18 protein-coding genes are annotated in these 18,195 nt (G+C 58.6%); 7 read left to right on the forward strand and 11 right to left on the reverse strand.

Annotated features, from left to right (window positions below; translation table 11 throughout):
• Both AAAB35_RS17230 and AAAB35_RS17235 read left to right on the forward strand, forming a co-directional pair.
• The coding region (locus AAAB35_RS17230) for an adenylate/guanylate cyclase domain-containing protein (protein WP_340669505.1) at nucleotides 1–1,041 on the forward strand (1,041 nt) is incomplete at its 5' end.
• A gap of 695 nt (nucleotides 1,042–1,736) precedes the next feature.
• Nucleotides 1,737–1,937 (forward strand): helix-turn-helix transcriptional regulator, encoded by a 201-nt coding sequence (locus tag AAAB35_RS17235; RefSeq protein WP_340669506.1) that lies wholly within the window; start codon nucleotides 1,737–1,739, stop codon nucleotides 1,935–1,937.
• A gap of 647 nt (nucleotides 1,938–2,584) precedes the next feature.
• Here AAAB35_RS17235 and AAAB35_RS17240 read toward each other — a convergent pair.
• From AAAB35_RS17240 to AAAB35_RS17255, 4 genes are all read right to left on the reverse strand, one after another.
• Entirely contained in the window at nucleotides 2,585–3,886 is a 1,302-nt protein-coding gene (locus AAAB35_RS17240; RefSeq protein WP_340669507.1) for an alpha/beta hydrolase, read from the reverse strand.
• Between the two features lie 27 nt (nucleotides 3,887–3,913).
• The gene (locus AAAB35_RS17245) at nucleotides 3,914–4,126 is read right to left on the reverse strand and encodes a hypothetical protein (protein WP_340669508.1); all 213 of its coding nucleotides are present in this window, start codon (nucleotides 4,124–4,126) and stop codon (nucleotides 3,914–3,916) included.
• A complete protein-coding gene (locus tag AAAB35_RS17250) occupies nucleotides 4,123–4,932 on the reverse strand; it encodes a DUF2092 domain-containing protein (RefSeq protein WP_340669509.1) in 810 nt (269 codons plus the stop codon). Before AAAB35_RS17250 ends, AAAB35_RS17245 begins: the two co-directional genes overlap by 4 nt.
• 99 nt (nucleotides 4,933–5,031) lie before the next feature.
• Nucleotides 5,032–6,753, reverse strand: coding sequence for an adenylate cyclase (locus tag AAAB35_RS17255; protein WP_340669523.1), 1,722 nt, complete (start codon nucleotides 6,751–6,753; stop codon nucleotides 5,032–5,034).
• Between the two features lie 229 nt (nucleotides 6,754–6,982).
• Between AAAB35_RS17255 and AAAB35_RS17260 the strand changes: the two genes are divergently transcribed.
• A complete protein-coding gene (locus AAAB35_RS17260; RefSeq protein ID WP_340669510.1) occupies nucleotides 6,983–7,264 on the forward strand; it encodes a hypothetical protein in 282 nt (93 codons plus the stop codon).
• A gap of 75 nt (nucleotides 7,265–7,339) precedes the next feature.
• On the opposite strand, the gene AAAB35_RS17265 is transcribed toward AAAB35_RS17260, so the two are convergent.
• The 3 genes from AAAB35_RS17265 to AAAB35_RS17275 are packed head-to-tail and all read right to left on the reverse strand — an operon-like array spanning nucleotide 7,340 to nucleotide 9,388.
• Nucleotides 7,340–8,362: a DUF4105 domain-containing protein gene (locus AAAB35_RS17265; protein WP_340669511.1), complete on the reverse strand. Its 1,023-nt coding sequence runs from the start codon at nucleotides 8,360–8,362 to the stop codon at nucleotides 7,340–7,342.
• A gap of 12 nt (nucleotides 8,363–8,374) precedes the next feature.
• Complete coding sequence (locus AAAB35_RS17270; protein WP_340669512.1) at nucleotides 8,375–8,944, reverse strand: OmpA family protein; 570 nt, start codon at nucleotides 8,942–8,944, stop codon at nucleotides 8,375–8,377.
• 21 nt (nucleotides 8,945–8,965) lie between these two features.
• On the reverse strand, nucleotides 8,966–9,388 hold the full coding sequence (locus tag AAAB35_RS17275; RefSeq protein WP_340669513.1) for a hypothetical protein: 423 nt from the start codon (nucleotides 9,386–9,388) through the stop codon (nucleotides 8,966–8,968).
• Between the two features lie 315 nt (nucleotides 9,389–9,703).
• Between AAAB35_RS17275 and AAAB35_RS17280 the strand changes: the two genes are divergently transcribed.
• The 3 genes from AAAB35_RS17280 to AAAB35_RS17290 all read left to right on the forward strand — a co-directional run bounded on the left by AAAB35_RS17280 (nucleotide 9,704) and on the right by AAAB35_RS17290 (nucleotide 12,924).
• Entirely contained in the window at nucleotides 9,704–10,099 is a 396-nt protein-coding gene (locus AAAB35_RS17280) for a hypothetical protein (protein WP_340669515.1), read from the forward strand.
• Between the two features lie 226 nt (nucleotides 10,100–10,325).
• Nucleotides 10,326–12,533, forward strand: coding sequence for an EAL domain-containing protein (locus tag AAAB35_RS17285; RefSeq protein ID WP_340669516.1), 2,208 nt, complete (start codon nucleotides 10,326–10,328; stop codon nucleotides 12,531–12,533).
• Nucleotides 12,534–12,600: 67 nt separating this feature from the next.
• Nucleotides 12,601–12,924, forward strand: a complete 324-nt coding sequence (locus AAAB35_RS17290; RefSeq protein ID WP_340669517.1) for a DUF2267 domain-containing protein — start codon at nucleotides 12,601–12,603, stop codon at nucleotides 12,922–12,924.
• Nucleotides 12,925–13,393: 469 nt separating this feature from the next.
• Here AAAB35_RS17290 and AAAB35_RS17295 read toward each other — a convergent pair whose 3' ends face one another.
• Nucleotides 13,394–13,891 (reverse strand): Rrf2 family transcriptional regulator, encoded by a 498-nt coding sequence (locus tag AAAB35_RS17295; protein ID WP_340669518.1) that lies wholly within the window; start codon nucleotides 13,889–13,891, stop codon nucleotides 13,394–13,396.
• Between the two features lie 135 nt (nucleotides 13,892–14,026).
• Between AAAB35_RS17295 and AAAB35_RS17300 the strand changes: the two genes are divergently transcribed.
• Nucleotides 14,027–14,923 carry an NAD(P)/FAD-dependent oxidoreductase gene (locus AAAB35_RS17300; protein ID WP_340669519.1) on the forward strand — a complete coding sequence of 299 codons (897 nt, stop codon included), beginning with the start codon at nucleotides 14,027–14,029 and terminating at the stop codon, nucleotides 14,921–14,923.
• A 20-nt stretch (nucleotides 14,924–14,943) separates the two neighbouring features.
• Here the strand turns inward: AAAB35_RS17300 and AAAB35_RS17305 are convergent, their stop codons facing one another.
• The 3 genes from AAAB35_RS17305 to AAAB35_RS17315 are packed head-to-tail and all read right to left on the reverse strand — an operon-like array spanning nucleotide 14,944 to nucleotide 18,126.
• Nucleotides 14,944–16,266 carry an FAD-binding oxidoreductase gene (locus AAAB35_RS17305; protein WP_340669520.1) on the reverse strand — a complete coding sequence of 441 codons (1,323 nt, stop codon included), beginning with the start codon at nucleotides 16,264–16,266 and terminating at the stop codon, nucleotides 14,944–14,946.
• Between the two features lie 12 nt (nucleotides 16,267–16,278).
• Nucleotides 16,279–17,166 carry an ABC transporter permease gene (locus AAAB35_RS17310; protein WP_340669521.1) on the reverse strand — a complete coding sequence of 296 codons (888 nt, stop codon included), beginning with the start codon at nucleotides 17,164–17,166 and terminating at the stop codon, nucleotides 16,279–16,281.
• 9 nt (nucleotides 17,167–17,175) lie between these two features.
• A complete protein-coding gene (locus tag AAAB35_RS17315; protein ID WP_340669522.1) occupies nucleotides 17,176–18,126 on the reverse strand; it encodes an ABC transporter permease in 951 nt (316 codons plus the stop codon).
• Between the last annotated feature and the right edge of the window lie 69 nt (nucleotides 18,127–18,195).

Below are 18,195 nucleotides of genomic sequence, written 5' to 3' on the forward strand. Positions count from 1 at the left end.
CGCAATGCTGACAATCAATCGGTCGTGACCGCCATGGCACCAATCCCCAGGGTCGGCTGGACGGTATTCGTCGAGCAGGCGCAGGCAGAGGCTTTTGCACCGCTGCATGCTTCATTGTGGCGGACTGTAGTCTTGCTCCTTGCCGCCACCATTCTTGCAGCGCTGCTTGCCTATTGGCTTGCGCGGCGAATGACGGGGCCCATCCGCCTGCTGGAGGACGGCACCAACAAGATCGGTGCCGGACAGTTCGAGCACCGGATTGACATCCACACTGGAGACGAACTTGAACGGTTGGCGGGCCGGTTCAATCAGATGGCAAAAGAACTCGCCACATCCCAGGAACGCTCGGAACGGATCGCCCGCCTGAAGCGTTTTCTCGCACCGCAGGTCGCGGAGCTCGTGGAAAAGTCCGGCGACGAGGGCGTGCTTGCCGGACAGCGGGCGGAAGTCGTCGCTCTATTCTGCGATTTACGTGGTTTCACCGCTTTCTCGGCGCACGCCGAACCCGAGGAGATTATGCGGGTCTTGCGCGAATACTACGAGACGCTTGGCGCCATCATCACGCGCTACGAGGCCACGCTAACCAACTTCGCGGCGGACGGTTTGATGGTGCTCGTCAACGCTCCAGTGCCATGCGCAGAGCCGGCGCTTCGTGCTGTTGAGATGGCGATCGAGATGCAGAAGGCCATTCAGCGCCTGATCCCAGAGTGGCGTCAGCGGGGCCATGCGATGGGATTCGGCATAGGACTGGCGATGGGATGGGCGACGGTCGGCCGAATTGGCTATGAAGCCCGGGTTGACTACACCGCAATCGGCCATGTCGTGAACCTGGCATCGCGATTGTGTTCGACTGCAGGTGATGGGCAAATCCTCGTCGATCATTCAGTGGCGCAATTCTTGCACGGCAATGTTCCGATTGCAGCGCTTGGTACGCGGCACCTCAAAGGTTTCGACGAGCAAGTACCCGCGTATAATGTCGGAACGACGACCATTAGGTCAAATATCATGCCCCACACGAAGGAGATCAACGCGAAAAGTTAAGTCCGCCGTGACACCAGATGCAATTATCACGGGGCGGTATGGATAGGATGACCCGCGGCCGGTTGTCTTCGGGTGATGGTGGGCCGGCCTGACCGATCTTCATGACTGTCGCTGGAATGGCAGCGGAGCATACTGATGTTGCCGTTCATCCTGCACACTGGCACCCGCAGAAGCTACCTCATCCTGCGGGGCTCCCCGCTACTTGGGGATCACTGACAACCTCAACCACAGTTTGCGACCGGAAGAAAAAATCCAACCCCTCATGCTCCTCGTTGAGCAACCTGACGATAGCCCGTTCGTCCATCGGGATCGTTTCGATTTCCAGGATTCGCATATCAGGTAACGGAAGCGCCCTGCCCTGCTGCAGCAGGACGTCCCTTTGCGCTTTAATCTCTTTTCGAACTTGGCGGCGACTTTCCCAGAGGGCACTTACTCTCACGAGACTGCCACTGTGCTCGTATTCATAGCTGTAAAGAAGGAGAGAGCGGGAGGGCAGTTGCGCGTACGGGCCATTTTTGCGTCTCCGCTAACCGGGTGGCAACAATCCCCCGGCGGGCCTAAGCAAGAAGTCATTCGTCGGTGTCATTTGTTGCCGATTTTATCAACAGCCTGGATTTCTATAGATACCCTGTATCCAAATCATTATGGTGTATTGTTGAACGCTATCCAGGCACGCAGCAAGGGCGATTTTGAAGATGGGTGTCAGAGAGGTCGCCGAGCTGGCAAAGGTCACACCGAATACCGTCAGCCGTGTCGAACAAGATGACATTGGCCCGCGTGGTCCGCAACCCGTCACGATCGACGCGATCAAGCGGGTTTACGAAGATCGTGGGATTGTATTTTTCGATGTCGGGCCAGCACCGCCCGGAGGAGCCGGGGTAAGGCTTGGAAAGTAACCATCGGGGAAAGCCGAAGCTTGAACATGAGGCTCTCTCGATTTTCCGCACTTTTTGCCAGCGATGTGCGATTTTTATCGAAACCCCTGTACACGAATTCACGCTGCGCCTATGACCCGCGAATTGCCCAGATAATGCGCTGGAGGCAGTGATCATTCAGTTGCCGGGCATACGCAGCTAGACCTTGCGGGCATTGCCAGGGGTCCAAGGCTCTTGCTCATCGCCTGGTATGCAGGCCCTAGTCTATCACCGTGTCTTGTGGCCGGGTGCGGAATTCGGAACGGCCAACGCGGGCCGAGGAGAAAGCAACGACGACGGGCTGGCAGTGCTTCTCATTCCCCAGGGCCACAATGCGCTGCCATGAACTGCTGCAGTTAGCCGAAACGCCTCTTACGGGCAAGGTCGCGCAACTCGCGCTTAATTGGCTTGCCCATATCGCTTCCGTCCGGAGGCGAGCCACCGTGACTTTCCAGCGTGGCGCGCGACTGAAAAATGTGATGGTCAGCTCATGCAGGAGGCAGCGCACGGCATCGCGAAAAATCATATAGAGGTCGAGATCAGTCCTCGAAAAACAGCTTCCAGGACCTCGCCAAAAACGGGTTGCCAAGGTGTTGTCGATATCGCGGCTGATCCTCGACATAATGGCTTCAGTTGCATTTCCTTGTCGAAGCCAGAGCGCCGCTGCAATCGGTGACAGCGGCTTTTCTGGCGCCGGCCTGCGATGCACCAAAGGTTCCGCTCAGCTGATCCGCGTAGTTGTCGCGCGTCGTCTGATCGACAATGGCAACAGGCGCAGCCAGTATCAGTCCGGCGGCGCTGCCGGCCGCGGCTGCAGTCCCCGTCGTTGCGGCGAGAATCTGGTCGCCAAGACCGAGCTTGTTGTCGTTAAGCGTTTGTCCTTGCGAAATCCGCGCGCCGATCAGCTGCACGATCTCTGGCGATTCGGCGAATTTACTGTGATGCAGATCGTCGCCTGCCTTGATCTTGGTAAGATCGATGACGGCGATCTGGTTGTCCTGAAGTTCCTCCTTGTAGGGCGACTGCTCGGGATCAATCGACCCGAGCCTTGGAATATCGCCCCAGATGCGCCGCGATAGAGCCAACGCGCGATCATCGCGCGAAACGAACAGGGTAAAGCGTGGATGCTGCTTTCCGAGATCCGCAATCTGTGAGCGAAAAACGTCGACGTCGACGTCGGGCGCTGCCAGCATCACATTCTTGAATTTCGCCGGCAGTGCGCCATTGCGGATCGCCATCTGGCGCAGCGATTCCAGCGCGAGCCAGTTACCCATGGAGTGCGCCAGAACCGAGACTTCCCTGACTTCGGGATCGCGCGCCAGATACTGGAAGAGGTTTTCCAGCGCATTGCGGCTGTAGTTCGTGCTTTCGCGGTCATAGCCATAAGCAAGAATGCTGCCCCGCGACGGCCAGGTGACGAGAATGGGTGCACTGTGCACGCCCGAATCCTTAACGATCTGGGCGAAGCGAAACACCGCGGTCTCGAACCGGTTGTTGAAACCGTGAACAAAGACGAGAACGCTGCGGTCCGGGCTCTTCTTGACGCTTGCATTCAGCCATTGCTTGGCTGCATCCACCGTCAGAGCATCCGCCTTTACTGTTGCAAAATCGGTGGCGGGATTGGGGGGAAGCCGCTTTGGCCAGGCGACTTCGCCCTCCTTGCGCACGGCCTTTGGCGGGATCGACACGGTAATGTCGGCAAATGCCGGTGCAAGGCCGCGCTCGCCACTGAACATCTCTCCGGGATTGGCAGAGCGCTTGCGGGTCGTGGTGACGAGCATGTTGACCTGGCTTGCTGCCGGCGCCGTCTCGGCAACAAGCCCCAAGACGTTTTTCGGATGGCTTGCGCACCCTGAAGCCAGAAAAACCAACAGAACAATCAATGCCCGGTACCGGCACTCGAAACGCGTGACTTCGTTACGCAACTCCATCAGATGGCGCCACTCCCTTGTGTGATCCTAACAGTTATAGACGCCGACAGCGCAGCGGCGCGCCGACCGCCGTGCTACGCCCGCCACACTGACCGGGGTGAGCGGACGTCCGACGCGGGCCTCGGCCGTCGTCACGAAACTGGCAAGGCCCGGCACCGATCGTTCAATACCTGCATCGAGCACCAACAACCCGATGGTCCCGGTCAGCACGATGATTTTCAGCTTGCTTGCAGCGCTCATTTCTTATCTCCTACGGCAAAGTGTTCGGGAAGTTCATCGATATCGCCCAATTTCTTGAGGTCGACCTTATCGGCATTGGTGGAATTCTTGAATTCGAAATCGTCCGCGGCAACGTCTGTTCCCGTCTTCCAATCGCTGATCTGGATACTGTACTGCGGCGCCCGGTCGACCTTGGTCGCGGTAATGACATATCGGCAAGGATAGGGATGTTCGCCCTGGGCTATCCAAATCTGCCAGTCGAGGTCCTTGGCGCGAAATGCAAGGTGATCACATTCGGTGCCGCCAATGACACCGCTGCCGAGATCCTTTGCATTGGTGACATCCTGCATCAGTTCATCGTAGACATTGGGTAAGAGCAGGTCTGCGCCAGGGACAGGCCGATGCAGTTTGTCTCTCAGTTCGTCGACGAGCTGATCGATCGTGCCGGGCGCATCCACCTGGGTATAGAGATTGGCGTCCTTGCCAAACAGGGTCACTGTCTTGCCGTCGAAAGTTATCTCCACATTGGCGAACCCGCCATGACGCGTGGCGCGGAGCTTGTCGGGACGGCCGAGCTCGATCTTGCCGGAACTTGCCAAAAGGAGTTTCTGGTGGTCCTTGGTCACGACCTCCAGATTGGTGTCGTAGTTGAAGGAAATGGCCTTTTGCGCGGCCAGATAGTCGGACATCGCCTTCATCAGCTTTTTGGCGCCCGCCTCGTCGGCGCCGGCCGCAAAAGATGGTCCGGCCACAATGTAAAGTGCAATCGCCGCCGCCGACACGGCGCTCGCAGCAAGCCGCATGGTTTTTCGCGCTGTCTTGTCCATCGATCTTACCCTTTCTTTCACCAGCTGGAATAATGACAAACATTAGGCGCTGCTATGCAATTACGCTTGTAACATCGGGTATGTTACCCCGAGCCGCCGCTAGCGCGACGGGGCCGAGGATTCTTCGACCGGTCCCATTTTTTCAGCTGTCGTATCTGGCGGTATCGCCAGACCCGCCTTGCGTATGCCGGCGATCATGCGGGCCTGGTCCCCAGGCCGGATATTGCGCAGGTTGAGCTCGGAGACCAGATTTGCCAGGAATCCCGGGCGCATTGCGACAAATGTGGCCCCCTCGCGCCGGGCATCGGTCATGAGCCCCTTCTCAGCATAGATGACGGCCGCGACAAGATGGAAAAGCGGAAATTTTTGCAGGTTGGCCTGGCGAATTTCGACAAGCGCCGTGTCGTAGTCCTCGACCATATAGGCGGCCAGAGCCCGATTGCCATGATAGTAGCCGGCACCACCGGGATTGAAGGCAAGGGCCTGATCCAATACCTGCGCCCCTTTTCTCCATTCACCGCCCATGGCGAGCCGGACGCCGAATTCCCCCATCAGCTCGGTATCATTGGGATTGATGGCGAGTGCCTGCTCTCCGACGCGCATCGACTCGGCCAGCTGATGATTGAAGAAAAGAGCGGTCATGAGCGCCTGGAGGGCCCGGACATTGTCGGGATCAAGCTCGACGGCACGTCGGGCCGACTTGAGCGCCCGCTCCAGCGGGGTTGGCGCGGACGATTGCGGATTATAGCCAAAGCGATCCTCGTCCAGATAGACGATCGACAGCATGGCCCAGGCCGTCGCATAGGACGGATAGCGTGCAACGGCGCTTTCGAGGCAATCGCGAACATTTTCGTGGCGCTCCATGCTCAACTCGGCACGGTAGCCATAGAAGCGCAGCGTGCATCCGTAGGCGTCGAGGTCATCAGGGGGTGGATTTGCCGTATTGACTTGCCCGATGATTCCGTAGGGCTGGGCGATGGCCTTCGCCACCTTGCCGGCAACGTCCGTCTGTATGGCAAAAAGTCCGCGCGAGCGCAGATCATCGTCATAGGTCTCGGACCACAGGATCGCGTCGGTTGCCGTATCAAGAAGGCGCGCCGTCACGCGCACGCGATTGTCGGAGACACGGACACCGCCAGCCAGAAGATATCTTGCCCCGAGCTTGCCGCGGATATGCGAGGCGTCCACCCCCGTTGGCAGGGACTCCGACGTCTCCCGTCCAAAGACCTTGAGTTCCTTGAAGCGGGGTAGTGCCGTCAAAAGCTCCTCGGTGAGCCCAAGTGTATAGAGATTGGCTTCCGGCCCCTCGCCGAGATTAGCAAACGGCGCGACCACAAGTGTCGGCTCATTCGGACCCGACGTTTGCGACAAACGCGCGTCCGATGCCGGCTGCGTAAATAACCAGAAGCTGAGGGTCGCAAGCCCAAGAGCCACCGCGAGCGCCCATGGAACCAGCGCGCTTGCCCGCGCCAACAAGGGTCGTTTTTGCTCAAATGGAATTGCAACCGTGGGCCTTTCGGCCGCAACGCTGCTCTCGTTCCAGGCGAAATGCGGTAGGTACTTGCCTTTTGGCATATCAATGCGGACCGGGTCGTTCTGACCCGCGATCAGATAATAGCGCTCGAGCGTGCGGCGCAGGCGTCCCGCCTCGATCCGCACGACGGGATCGTCCTGGTTGAATCCCTCGTCGCGGTTGAAGACTTCGATGGCGATAGAATAGCCCTTGATGCGCTCGGCCCGCCCTGCAAGTGTCTCCTCGACCACGTAGCGCAGGAATGCATGGGCGTGTCCGGCATTGGGAAACTCCGGACTGGCGATCATTCGCTCCAACTGGGCACGGATATCCCCGGGAGCGGGCGGCACGCGTTGCGTGCCGGCACCCCGATCAAGCCGATCCTCCCTTGGGCCCTGCATTCTTTCATCCCCCGATGAACAGAAACCGCCGGCATTTACTCGCCTGTATGCTACCGTAACCTACTCCCCAAAGGCGTTCCCGTCCACGATAGTCGGTATGAAACTCCATTTGCTCCGGAAAGGGGGCACCTTTGCCATGGACAGAGGCGTAGTGGCGGCCAGACGGCGGTTTCCTTTCCAAGGTCAGGCGATCGAGGAACGTGCTGCCCGAGACGATGAATTCCGCGAACTTTGTACTGATTTCGCGGATGCACAGGCGGAACTGCGCCGATGGGAACAGTCATCCGATCCGAGGCGCGATGAGCGCTGCAGTGAATATCTGCAGCTCGTCGATGATCTTGCAAGCGAGATCGAAATTGCGCTCGAGCGGGCCGCCATCATTCCCTTTCACAGGCCCTCGCCCAAATCCAGGACATAGATCCGCAAGCCTCGTCCTCATGGCGGCGATCGACGGAAAGACAAGCACGGTGGCGCCGGTGGGGCGCATACGCCTTTACTGGTCCCCGCTCTTGCCCACCGGCGCTGGCACGCCGACACGGATGAGCCGTGAAAAGTCCGGCGTCAGTCCAGCAGCCTTTGCCCGCTCATCGATGTGAGCGCGTGCGCGCAACTCGCCAAGCGAATGTCTGGTGTCGAGGGCGCCGCGATCATAGGCATATTCGGGCAAGTAACCGTTGACGATCAGCCGCCAGTCGAAGGGGACGACATCGCCGACGGCACGCATCATCTTGACGACGGTGGTCGTGCAATTCGTGGTAATCGAGTTGTAGAACGCCGGCGTGGTCGCCAGTTCATTGGCATCGGCGACGTATTCGAGGAGCAATGCCCGGGCCGCCTCTGGCCCGGCCCTTAAGCGGTAGATCTCAACGTCTTCGCCGCGAAAGTTCGATCGCACGCCGACCACGTCGCGCTCATCGGCTGCGATGATCACCAGTGGATCACTCTTGAACAGGTCGGCAACAGGCGAAAATTGCCCGCCCACGCGCCGCCGCACCTCGACCGACCAGGCGATATACGCGCCGCCCTCAAAGCCGAAGCTCAGGATGACGTGCGCCATATTGGGGTTTCCCCAATAGGACATGAACAGATCAACGGTGTCGAGCTTGTCGAGGTCATAGGTGCGGGTCGACCAGCGCTCGGCGAAGTCCGCCTTGCTGCTCCATTCGAAGTCGCGAACGTTCGTCAGGGTAAGGAGATTGCCACTGCGCGTCCCAGTTACCTGCCGGGCGACATCGGGTGCAAAGTCACCATGGTCCGGCGGTCGTACCGTGCTCCACCAGAGCGAAAGGGCGCCAAAGGCCACGAGGAAAGCGGCAAGGGCCCGGATCATCTTGCGCGTAAACAGGGCGATGATCGTTGCAAGGCCAAGGACAGCGAAAACGCCGCCCGCCAATGCTCGCGCATATTCTGGCGCCGGCAGGCGATACCATAGGGCAAGCACCGCCCAGACTGTCGAAAGCACGATGGCGAACGACAGGAGGGTGGCAATCACAATGCGCGCGATGAGCCGCAACAATCCCCCTTTGCGCTACTTCGCCCTGCCAAGGTTGATCAACTGGACCCGGCGGTTCGCCGCTGCCTTGGGATTGGCGGCATCGACCGGCATCTCCTGGCCGACGCCAACGGCATAGAGGCGATCGGGGGGAACGGCAAACGTCGTCGTCAGTGCCTCCCGGATCGCATCAGCCCGTTCCTGGCTGAGCTTGAGATTATGTTTTGCATCCCCCGTCGAGCTTGTGTGACCAACGACAAGGAACTTGTAGAACATCAGATTTGGATGATGCAGGGCATCTGCGATCAGCCCGACCGTACGGTAGGACTCGGGTTCGATGGCGACAGAGTCGTTCTCGAAGTCGATTTCGACGAGCAATTGCGCAAGGTGCGTCAGCTGGCTCCAGTTTGGCTGGCTCGCAACGCCTTTGCCAACATTGGCATTTGCCTCCTCAATGAGCAGTGCGACATCAATCGCAGGTGCCGCTTCAGAGAGCTGGCTCAAACTGGTGATGAGCTGCCGGTCATCGAGTTGCTGGGCCGCCACGGGGCCTGCTGCAATCAAGAGGCCAAGCGCCAGGCCGGCGCGAAGTCGATGCAGAAACATTTTCTCTCTCCCGCCCATGGTTCACCGCCATCCTGCGTCGGTAATTGCCTGATTGCACTTGCCATTGTCGATCCGCTTGGTCTTTAAGAGGCAGGCGAGGATATTGCCTTCGCCCATGACGCCCTTGCAGAATTCTGCCGCATCATGCTCGCACAGCTTGAAAAAGCCGATCTGTGCGGCCTGTCGTTGCTTTATCGAGGCAGTAACCGAGGTGAGCGTCGATGTGCAGGTTGGAGAAACCTTGCCCCCGTTCTTCTCAAGACAGTTTTGGATTTGATTGTTGCCAAGGTTAAGCCCGGTGCAGAATTTTTTGATATCCGTGCCACACGCCTTGGCAAGGGCGCTCACTGCGTCGGCATAGCTGATCGTATCGGCTCGGCTGGCGCCGGCCACAATGAGCGTTGCGATTAAAGCCGCTCCGCTTAAAAGGCGCAGTTTTTTCATTGCACGTTACCCCTCGTTTTGATTGCGGGTGAGGCAGTTGGAACACCGCCCTTGCCAACGCTGGTAAGGAAAGGGCCGGATTTGAATTTCAAACGGGCTTGCTGCGCCCGCATGGCTGCATTGCCCAAAGGCTACTGAACTTACCAGCAAACGGGCAGTAGTTTACTGTAGGATACCCCTTGCAGGATTTGAGTGAGGAAGCCGCTGGGCGTTGCCCCGCGGATGGCCGTGGTGCGGTTTTTTGGATTTGTCCTGTCAAACAGCTGTGTGGCACATTATCTTGCAGTTGAACCGCAGCATGAGTTGGAGGCAGGGATGAGTGCCGAGAAACAATTGACTGATCAGGACGCGTTCGAATTGGCGAACGCCATCATTGAGACGCAGAAATCCAGGCTCTCCAGGGAATATGTCGAGCAAATTGGCGATTCAGATCTGCGCGTGGGCGAATCCTGGTTTGCCTGGGGCATTTATGGAGCGCTGACCACCGACCCTGCGCGGCGACGGCGGCTGATAGCGCAATATCTGCGGCGCAAGGACCAGAGTGAAAGAGATCCGGATGAACTGGCACGCGAGATCGAGGCGCTGTCGATTGGTGAAAACCGCTTGTTTCATGCGGTGGCAGGCGCCGGCCGCCAGGCCTATCTCGAGGGCGGAGATGCCCACCTCGACAAGATCGCGTCCATCTTCCTCAATGTGATAAAAAACCATTGAGTTACACGTGTGATAAGATCCAAATTCTGAACTTTGGTCCGATCTTGCGCCGGATATTGTCAGCGGCTGGTTTGAACAGCCCGTGGATTGTCGTATTTGCGCGCGTTTCGGCCTGGCGTCAGTGCAATTTAGCGTTGGCACTGGCCCGCGCGAGGATTTATCCGCTCCTGTCGGGAATATGCGCCTGGCGGTCCAATCGCATCCCGGCCAGGAGGAAGGCGCCAAAATGACACTCACAAAGCCGCGTCGTTTCGTACTTCGGACCGTCCTGCCCCTGTTCGCACTGATCGTTGCTGCTGCGATCGCCGTATTCCTGCTGTTGTTATGGTCGAGCACGGGCGCCAATCAGGTGGCGATCGAGCGCCAGGAAAGCCTGCTTGGCCTCGTCGTGTCGCAAGCGCAATTCACGATCGCCCACGACCAGGAAAGCGCCACCGTATGGGATGAGGCCGTCAACCACGTCAAGCGGCCAAAAGACGTTACGTGGATCGACAGCAATCTTGGCTCATGGATGCACACCTATTTCGGCCATGACGCAGCCTATATTCTCGATGGACACAACAGGGCAATATTCGCCTTCGCCGGCAAGGCGGTCGCCGACCCTTCGGCCTATGGCGCCGTTGCAAGTCAGGTCACGCCGCTTGCCAGCAAGCTGCGGGACATGTTGCGCCACCCCGACCCCGAAGGATATGGCGAGCGGGTGCTCAGCCCCGGCGCTTCGGAAATCCTCACGCTCAATGGCCGGCCTGCGATCGTGAGCGTCAAACCCATTGTCTCCGACACCGGCGACATTTCCCAGAAAGCGGATGAAACCTTTCTCCACGTTGCCGTCCGCTACCTCGATGCAACGTTCATTTCCGAACTCGCGCGTGATTACCTTTTCACGGGCCTGCGCTATGCAACATCGTTGGAACGACAGGCGGGCGAGCATCTGTATCCGCTGAAATCCTCCTATGGGCAAACCATTGGCTACTTCGTCTGGAAACCTTACCTGCCCGGGACCACAGTGTTGTCGCAGATTGCCCCGACGCTGGTTGGCATCGCGCTTTTTGTCTTCGGGGTGCTGGCAGTGCTTTTGACGGTCCTTCGCAAGCGATCGCTGAAGCTGAGGGCGAGCGAGGCGCGGCTCAATCACCTGGCGCATCACGATTCCCTGACCGGGCTCGCCAACCGGGCACATTTCGTTGAGCGGCTCGACAGTGAACTTGCGAATGTGAAGAATGAGAGCCTTGCGGTGCTCTACCTCGACCTTGACCGGTTCAAGCAGGTCAATGACACGCTGGGACATCCCGTCGGCGATCTACTCATTCAGGAATTGACGGGACGGCTGCGCAATATCGTCAACGATCCGAGTTCAATTGCCCGAATTGGCGGCGATGAATTTACCGTTATGGTTCCCAATTTCCGCTCGATGGCACAGATTGAACATTTGTGCGAGCGGATCATCACGGCGGTGCGCAACCCCTTCAACATTGACGGCAACCACATCTTTATCGGTGTCAGCATTGGCGTCGCCACCTCGCCGCAGGATGGGAGCGAACGCAGTGAACTGGTGCGCAAGGCCGACATTGCGCTTTATCACGCCAAGTCCGCAGGTCGCAGCCGCTTTGCCTTTTTCGGTAAGGAAATGGACGTCATGCTGCAGGAACGTCGGACATTGGAACGGGAGCTGCGGGACGCACTGAAGTCGGACGAGCAGCTGCAACTGCAGTACCAGCCTTTATATTCGGCCAAGGATCGGCGCATCGTGGGCGTTGAAGCCCTGATACGCTGGCATCACCCGAAGCGGGGACTCATTGCCCCGGAAACCTTCATCCCCATCGCCGAGGAAGCAGGCCCGATCGAAGCGATCGGTGAACGTGTCATGCGCCAGGCATTGAGCGACACGAAGGGATGGCCGATTTCAACCGTCGCGGTCAATGTCTCGGCCGTCGAGTTGCGCAATCCTGCCTATGCGATGAAAGTGGCAAAGCTGCTTTTGTCACTCGACATGCCGCCCGGTCGGCTCGAACTTGAGGTAACCGAGAGCGCGTTTACCGATACGGGTGGCCAGTGCGAACACAATATCCGGGCGTTGCGCGCACTCGGCATCAAAATTGCGCTTGACGATTTCGGCACCGGCTTTTCATCACTTGGCAGACTTCAGCAACTTGCAGTCGACCGTATCAAGATAGACCGCAGCTTCATCCAGGGCTTTGGCCAATCGGCAAATGACGAGGATATTGTCGAGGCGATTGTTCATCTTGCCCGTGCCAAGGGGTTGAAGACCACGGCCGAAGGTGTCGAAACAAGTGCCCAAAGCGACTATCTGAGCGCTATTGGTTGCGACGACCTTCAGGGTTTTTTGTTGTCCCGCCCTGTCTCTGCCGGCGATCTTGAGCGCCTGTTGCGCACCTCGGTCGAGTTCGGCGCATTCGGAAAAGGCATGAACTGAACAACGCCAATGAAGCCTGCATGCCCTGGCCGGTCGCAATCTTGGAAAAGCAGGAGATCCAGGCCGAATGACAATTCCCATGGAATATCGGCGTGCCTGTGAGGAATTCGAGCGGTTTTTAGCCGATGTCGCCGACGCATCTGGCCTGACGACGCGTCACCAGGCCAATACGATGGTCGAGGGCGTCCTTGTCGCATTCAGGCGCCGCCTGGCGCTTGAAGACGCCATCGTGTTCGTAAAGGTGCTCCCGCCCATGTTGCGAGCCCTCTTCGTAAAGGAATGGGATCCTTTCGAACCGCGCAGCGAGGGCTGGGACCGCGCCCTTCTGACGCGAGAGGTCAAAGCCCTTCGCGCCCATCATAACCTTTCGCCCCGATACGGCCATTCATGACGTTGCGGTTGTGATCCGCCGCTTTGTCGATCCGTGGGCCTTTGAGAAAACGCTCTTGCGACTGCCGAAAGAGGCGCGCGAGTACTGGTCGTAGCGCGCTCTCGTAGCGAGGATTCGCCCTCAGGAAGTTCTTGGCGCCGGCACCGGCCGACGGTCTTGAAGGCGTTCGCGCATTTCATTGAAGCACTTGGTACTCCAGACCATGACGGGAGCGTCGTTGTCGCGACCGTTTTGGCATGCGCCCCGTCTCGATGGGGCGCATGAACGAGCCAGGGCCAATTCTGACATTGTCGCCTGTCAGAACGACGGCCCGGGGTTTTCACCGGCCATCGGAGCCCCCTTTTTCAATCTTAGCCATACCCGCCATGCGATGCGATCGACAGCGCAGCATCCTGTCCTTGCCATTTGGTCCTGACGCCTGGCCGTCAGATCGCGCCGTTCGGGTTGCAACGAAATGCCGATCGCGGCTTCAGCAGCGCGCGTCGCTTGCCATCTTGTTGCCTTCGGACGCATCGGCTTTTTCGAATGCGCAGTGGTTGCCGCGTTGTTTTGACCTTGCGTGGAAATCCGCGCTTAGAGCCGCAAGCGTTACCTGACCAAAGCGCGTGAGCAGAACCGCCTCGGCAGCAAAAAGCGCGTCGTTCATCGCCGCATTGACGGCCTGTTCAACAAGGCAATTCGGGGCTTCGGTTCGGTTTCCCATTGCGAGCAGCGCTGGCGCCCCCAATGCCTTGTAGACATCGAGAAGTGTCAGGGTCTCAAAGTCACATGCGATGCGCCAACCGCCTCCGTGGCCCTTGTCGGAGCGAAGGAAATCCTGATCGCGCAGGCCGGCCATGATGCGCCTGATGACGACGGGGTTGGTATGCATCGCGCGTGCCAGGGCCTCGGAAGTCACTGGCCCGTTGACCTCGGCCATGTGCAAAAGGACGTGGAGCACGCCCGATAAACGGCTGTCTTGTCTCATGCCACTTCAATAGATGCATGACGGGTGGATCGTCAAGACGGCGCTTTTATTGTAACTTTTCCTGTTGCATGAGTTTGACAATGCGGCATCACGTAACATATAAAGTTACGATAAAACTGGTTGGAGGAAATCCAGATGACATACGATGCGATCATCATTGGAGGCAGTTTCGCAGGGCTTTCTGCCGCACTTCAACTCGCACGGGCACGACGCTCAATCCTCATTATTGATGACGGTCTGCGCCGCAATCGCTTTGCTGCACATTCACATGGCTTTTTGACGCAGGACGGTCGTCCCCCTTCCGAGATCATTGCCTCGGCGCGCAGCCAGTTGATGCGATATGATGCGGTCGACTGGCTGGACGCGCGAGCCGAGATGGCAAGGCGCGCCGACAAAGACGAGTTTCACGTGATCGTCAAAGGTGAGAGCGAGCGCGTCGCAAGGCGCCTCATCCTTTCGACAGGGGTCACAGACATTCTCCCGCAGTTACCGGGGTTGAAAGAGCGGTGGGGCCGAACCGTCTTTCATTGCCCCTACTGTCATGGCTACGAACTTGAACGCGGCAAGATCGCAGTCCTTGCAACCTCGTCGCTATCGATGCATCACGCGCTCATGCTTCCCGACTGGGGCGAGACGACGCTGCTGCTGAATGGAAGCTTCGAACCGGATGCCGGTCAGCTTTATCAGTTGGCGCAACGCGGCGTTACGGTCGAGCGTTGCGGGATTGAAAGGCTGGATGGAGGCGACGAACAAGTCGACGTCATACTGAACGACGGCCGCATCCTCAAAATGGACGGCCTTTTCACGTTGCCGAAAACAGTCATTCCCGTTGCGTTCGCGCGCCAGCTCGGCTGCACGCTGGATGAAGGCCCGCTCGGCAATTATCTTTACACCGATGCAACGAAGGCAACGACGGTCAACGGCGTCTTTGCCTGTGGTGATGTTGCAAGGGCCGCTGGTTCAGTTGCCATGGCCGTCGGTGACGGGGCAATGGCGGGCGTGGCAGCCCATCGATCTTTGCTGTTTGGATAGGAAGTTGGTAGCCTTGCTCGTCAGGCGTGCGGCGGCAAGGCTGCACCGTCGCGCCTTGCCGTTAGCCAATCGCGAACGCGATAATAGCGCAGCGTCAGTTGAGGTCCGAAATTCATATAGAACGGCGCTGCCTTCAAAGGCTCCAGCTTTAACGCAAGGTCTTTTTCGGCCACGCCCATCGCCCATTCGCTCAGAACGCCACCGAGCATGCTGCCGGTTGGAACGCCCCGCCCCGAAAGTCCTGTCAGCGCAACCACCCCTGGTGCCAGATCGTAAAATCTGGGAATTGTGCGATACTGCATGTCGAGTTCGCCGAACCAGAAGAATTGCCAGTCGATCTCCTGATGGATTTGCGGATGAAGCCATTTCAGCCGATCGCTCATCAGCTTTTTGGTAAAAGCGACATCCCTGCCGCGCCGCCCCATTGGAAACATCGACGCAACAAGACGCCCTTCGGCGTTGTATTTATAAACAAAAATATCCCCGCGACCATCGTGAATGGTTGTGTTTTCGGGAAGAACGGATGCGCGAAGTTCCGCAGCGAGAGGCTGCGTCGCCGCGACAAAGACGCGCTGGATCTTGAAGGTTTGCGCAAGTCCTGGCCATCCGCCAACCGTATAGGCGCCAGTACCAAAGATCACCTTATCGGCGGTGACGCTGCCGTGCGGCGTTTCGACGTTCCAAGAGGCACCCTTGCGTTCCACTTTCAAGGCCGGTGACTGCGTAAAGATCGTCCCGCCCTCCGCCATGACGGCACCCGCCAATCCACGTGCGTAGGCCAGGGGGTTAAGATGGCCCGCCTCTTCATGAAACCATCCCCCGTAAAAGCGCGCACTGCCGGTGATCGCTTCGACCTCGCTCTTGGTTAACACGCGCGTGTTTGCGCCAACGTGGTTGTAGTCGCTGGCTTTCGTCTCAATCGTTTTCATTGCGCTCGGGGTATGGGCGCCCATGACATAACCATTTTGCTGCCATTCACACTCTATCTGGTAGCGGGCAATCATCGCGGCGACGCGGTCGTTGGCCCGCGTTTGACGCTTTATCATCCGCTCGGCCCAGGGCTCGCCGAGCATCTTGCGCAACTGTGGCAAACTGTAATGCGTAAAGGTAGGTGTCGAATGACCTGCATTGCGACCCGACCCGCCGAAGCCGACCTCTTCGGCTTCGAGGAGGACGACACGAACGCCGGCACGTGCAAGCTCGAGCGCCGTCGTCAGGCCGGTATAGCCGCCGCCAACCACGCAAACGTCGGCCCGCACGGTGCCCTCAAGGGCGAGGGTTGCGGGAGCTTGCGGCGCGCTCGCATACCAGAGTGTCGCGTCGAAAGGCGAAAATCGTGGCATGCGTGATCCCTCTCAGTTCAGATCGCTGCGGGCATCGAGCGCATCACGCAGCCCATCGCCGATGAAATTGAAACTTGTGACGGCAAGCGTGATCGCGACACCTGGAACGATCGCCAGCCATGGTGCGGACTGCAGGTATTGCTGTGCACCGTTGAGCATGTTGCCCCAACTCGGCAGTGGCGGCTGGATCCCGTAGCCAAGAAAGCTGACATAGGCCTCGAGCAGGATTGCCCGCGCCACCGTCAGTGTTGCAGCCACGATGATTGGTCCGATGGCATTGGGCAGAAGCTCGCGGAACATGATCCAGCGATTGCTCAACCCCAGCATGCGCGCCGCGAGAATGAAGTCCCGTTCGCGTAACGAGCGAACTTCGGCTTCCACAATGCGCGCCACCTCCATCCAGCTCGTGATTGCGATGATGACGGTGATCATGATGGGACTGGGCTTGATGAAGGCTGCGAGCGTCAGAAGCAGAAAAATACTTGGGAAGGAGAGGACCGCATCGACAAACCGCATCAGCACGGTCCCGATGCGCCCGCCGTAATAGCCAGCAACGACGCCAACCGTCGCACCGATCACGGTGCTCAGAATCATTGCCGCAAAGCCGACAAGCAGGGATATCCTCCCTGCCATGAGGAGGCGCGCGGCGATGTCTCGTCCCAGAGGATCTGTGCCGAGGAAGTGATAGCCGGTCAAAGGAGGCGAGAATCGCGCCCTAAGATCGATATAGAGCTCATTATACGGCAGGAGGTAGGGCCCAATGATACAGGCGAGTGCCAGGATCACAACCATGATCACGCCGAGTGCCGCAAGCCGGTGGCGTATGAACCGCCGGAAGGTCCGGCTGTTCCACCAGCCAGATTTCGCGGAAGCCTTTGGACGCGTTATGGAAACGGACATGGCAGTCTCCTAGGTGAGCCGGATGCGTGGATCGACGAACGCCGTCAGCAAATCCGCGGCAAGATTGCTGAGGAGAACGAGGATCGCCGAGAACATCAGGAGGCCCATCACAACCGGATAGTCCTGATAACCGAGACTATCGAGGAAGAGCCGGCCCATGCCCGGCCAGGTGAAAACCGTCTCGGTGACAAGGGCGCCGCCAAGCAAGGTCGGAACCTGCAGTCCCGCCAGCGTGATCATCGGCAGCAAGGCGTTGCCAACGACATGCTTCATCAGGACGCGCCGGGGCGTCATCCCCTTGGCGCGGGCGGTACGAACGAAGTCCTGGTTGATCACATCAAGGGTTGCTGTGCGCATATAGCGGCTCCAGACGGCGACATCCACCAACGCCAGCACCATGCTCGGCATGATCAGGTGCTTGGCATAATCGAGGATCGATCCGTCACCGATCGTGTACATGTTGCCTGCAGGCAGCCAGCCGAGTTTCAGCGAGAAAATGTAGATGGCAACAAGCCCGAACCAGAACGTTGGAATCGACAGCGCCACCATTGCCCCGACGGTCGCCGTATAGTCGAATATCGAATAGCGTTTGGTCGCGCCTTTAATGCCAACCCATGTGCCGATCGTCACTGAAATGAGGGTGGCCGTGCCCATAAGCAGCAAGGTGGCGCCGAAATGGCCCCCAATGACGTCAAGGACCGGGCGCCCATCTCGAAACGAGCGTCCCCAATCGCCGCGAAGCAGTCGAAAGGCCCAGTCCGCATATTGCACGATGAGGGGGCGATCGAGCCCCATCTGCGCTGATATCCGGTCAAGATCGGCCTTTGTCATGCCGGGCGTCAGAGCGAACTGCGACAGGGGTCCACCCGGTGCAAGATTGAGTACGGCAAATCCGATCATGGACACGAGCACGAGCAGTACAAGACTTTGGCCGAGCCTGTTCATGAGGTATCGGGTCATGGCGTCATTTCTCCGAGAACGGAACGGTATAAGGCAAGGTTGGGCCGGATGCCGTGAGCGGGTAGTCCC

The sequence above is a fragment of the Phyllobacterium sp. genome (assembly GCF_037994425.1).
In the GTDB taxonomy this organism is placed as follows: Bacteria; Pseudomonadota; Alphaproteobacteria; order Rhizobiales; family Rhizobiaceae; genus Phyllobacterium.

Bases quoted from the DNA above. Each gene is read 5' to 3' on its own strand.
- AAAB35_RS17235 (WP_340669506.1), top strand. From the start codon at position 1,737: ATGGGTGTCAGAGAGGTCGCCGAGCTGGCAAAGGTCACACCGAATACC.
- AAAB35_RS17240 (WP_340669507.1), bottom strand. From the start codon at position 3,886: ATGGAGTTGCGTAACGAAGTCACGCGTTTCGAGTGCCGGTACCGGGCA.
- AAAB35_RS17245 (WP_340669508.1), bottom strand. From the start codon at position 4,126: ATGAGCGCTGCAAGCAAGCTGAAAATCATCGTGCTGACCGGGACCATC.
- AAAB35_RS17250 (WP_340669509.1), bottom strand. From the start codon at position 4,932: ATGGACAAGACAGCGCGAAAAACCATGCGGCTTGCTGCGAGCGCCGTG.
- AAAB35_RS17255 (WP_340669523.1), bottom strand. From the start codon at position 6,753: ATGATCGCCAGTCCGGAGTTTCCCAATGCCGGACACGCCCATGCATTC.
- AAAB35_RS17260 (WP_340669510.1), top strand. From the start codon at position 6,983: ATGGACAGAGGCGTAGTGGCGGCCAGACGGCGGTTTCCTTTCCAAGGT.
- AAAB35_RS17270 (WP_340669512.1), bottom strand. From the start codon at position 8,944: ATGTTTCTGCATCGACTTCGCGCCGGCCTGGCGCTTGGCCTCTTGATT.
- AAAB35_RS17275 (WP_340669513.1), bottom strand. From the start codon at position 9,388: ATGAAAAAACTGCGCCTTTTAAGCGGAGCGGCTTTAATCGCAACGCTC.
- AAAB35_RS17280 (WP_340669515.1), top strand. From the start codon at position 9,704: ATGAGTGCCGAGAAACAATTGACTGATCAGGACGCGTTCGAATTGGCG.
- AAAB35_RS17285 (WP_340669516.1), top strand. From the start codon at position 10,326: ATGACACTCACAAAGCCGCGTCGTTTCGTACTTCGGACCGTCCTGCCC.
- AAAB35_RS17290 (WP_340669517.1), top strand. From the start codon at position 12,601: ATGACAATTCCCATGGAATATCGGCGTGCCTGTGAGGAATTCGAGCGG.
- AAAB35_RS17295 (WP_340669518.1), bottom strand. From the start codon at position 13,891: ATGAGACAAGACAGCCGTTTATCGGGCGTGCTCCACGTCCTTTTGCAC.
- AAAB35_RS17300 (WP_340669519.1), top strand. From the start codon at position 14,027: ATGACATACGATGCGATCATCATTGGAGGCAGTTTCGCAGGGCTTTCT.
- AAAB35_RS17305 (WP_340669520.1), bottom strand. From the start codon at position 16,266: ATGCCACGATTTTCGCCTTTCGACGCGACACTCTGGTATGCGAGCGCG.
- AAAB35_RS17310 (WP_340669521.1), bottom strand. From the start codon at position 17,166: ATGTCCGTTTCCATAACGCGTCCAAAGGCTTCCGCGAAATCTGGCTGG.
- AAAB35_RS17315 (WP_340669522.1), bottom strand. From the start codon at position 18,126: ATGACCCGATACCTCATGAACAGGCTCGGCCAAAGTCTTGTACTGCTC.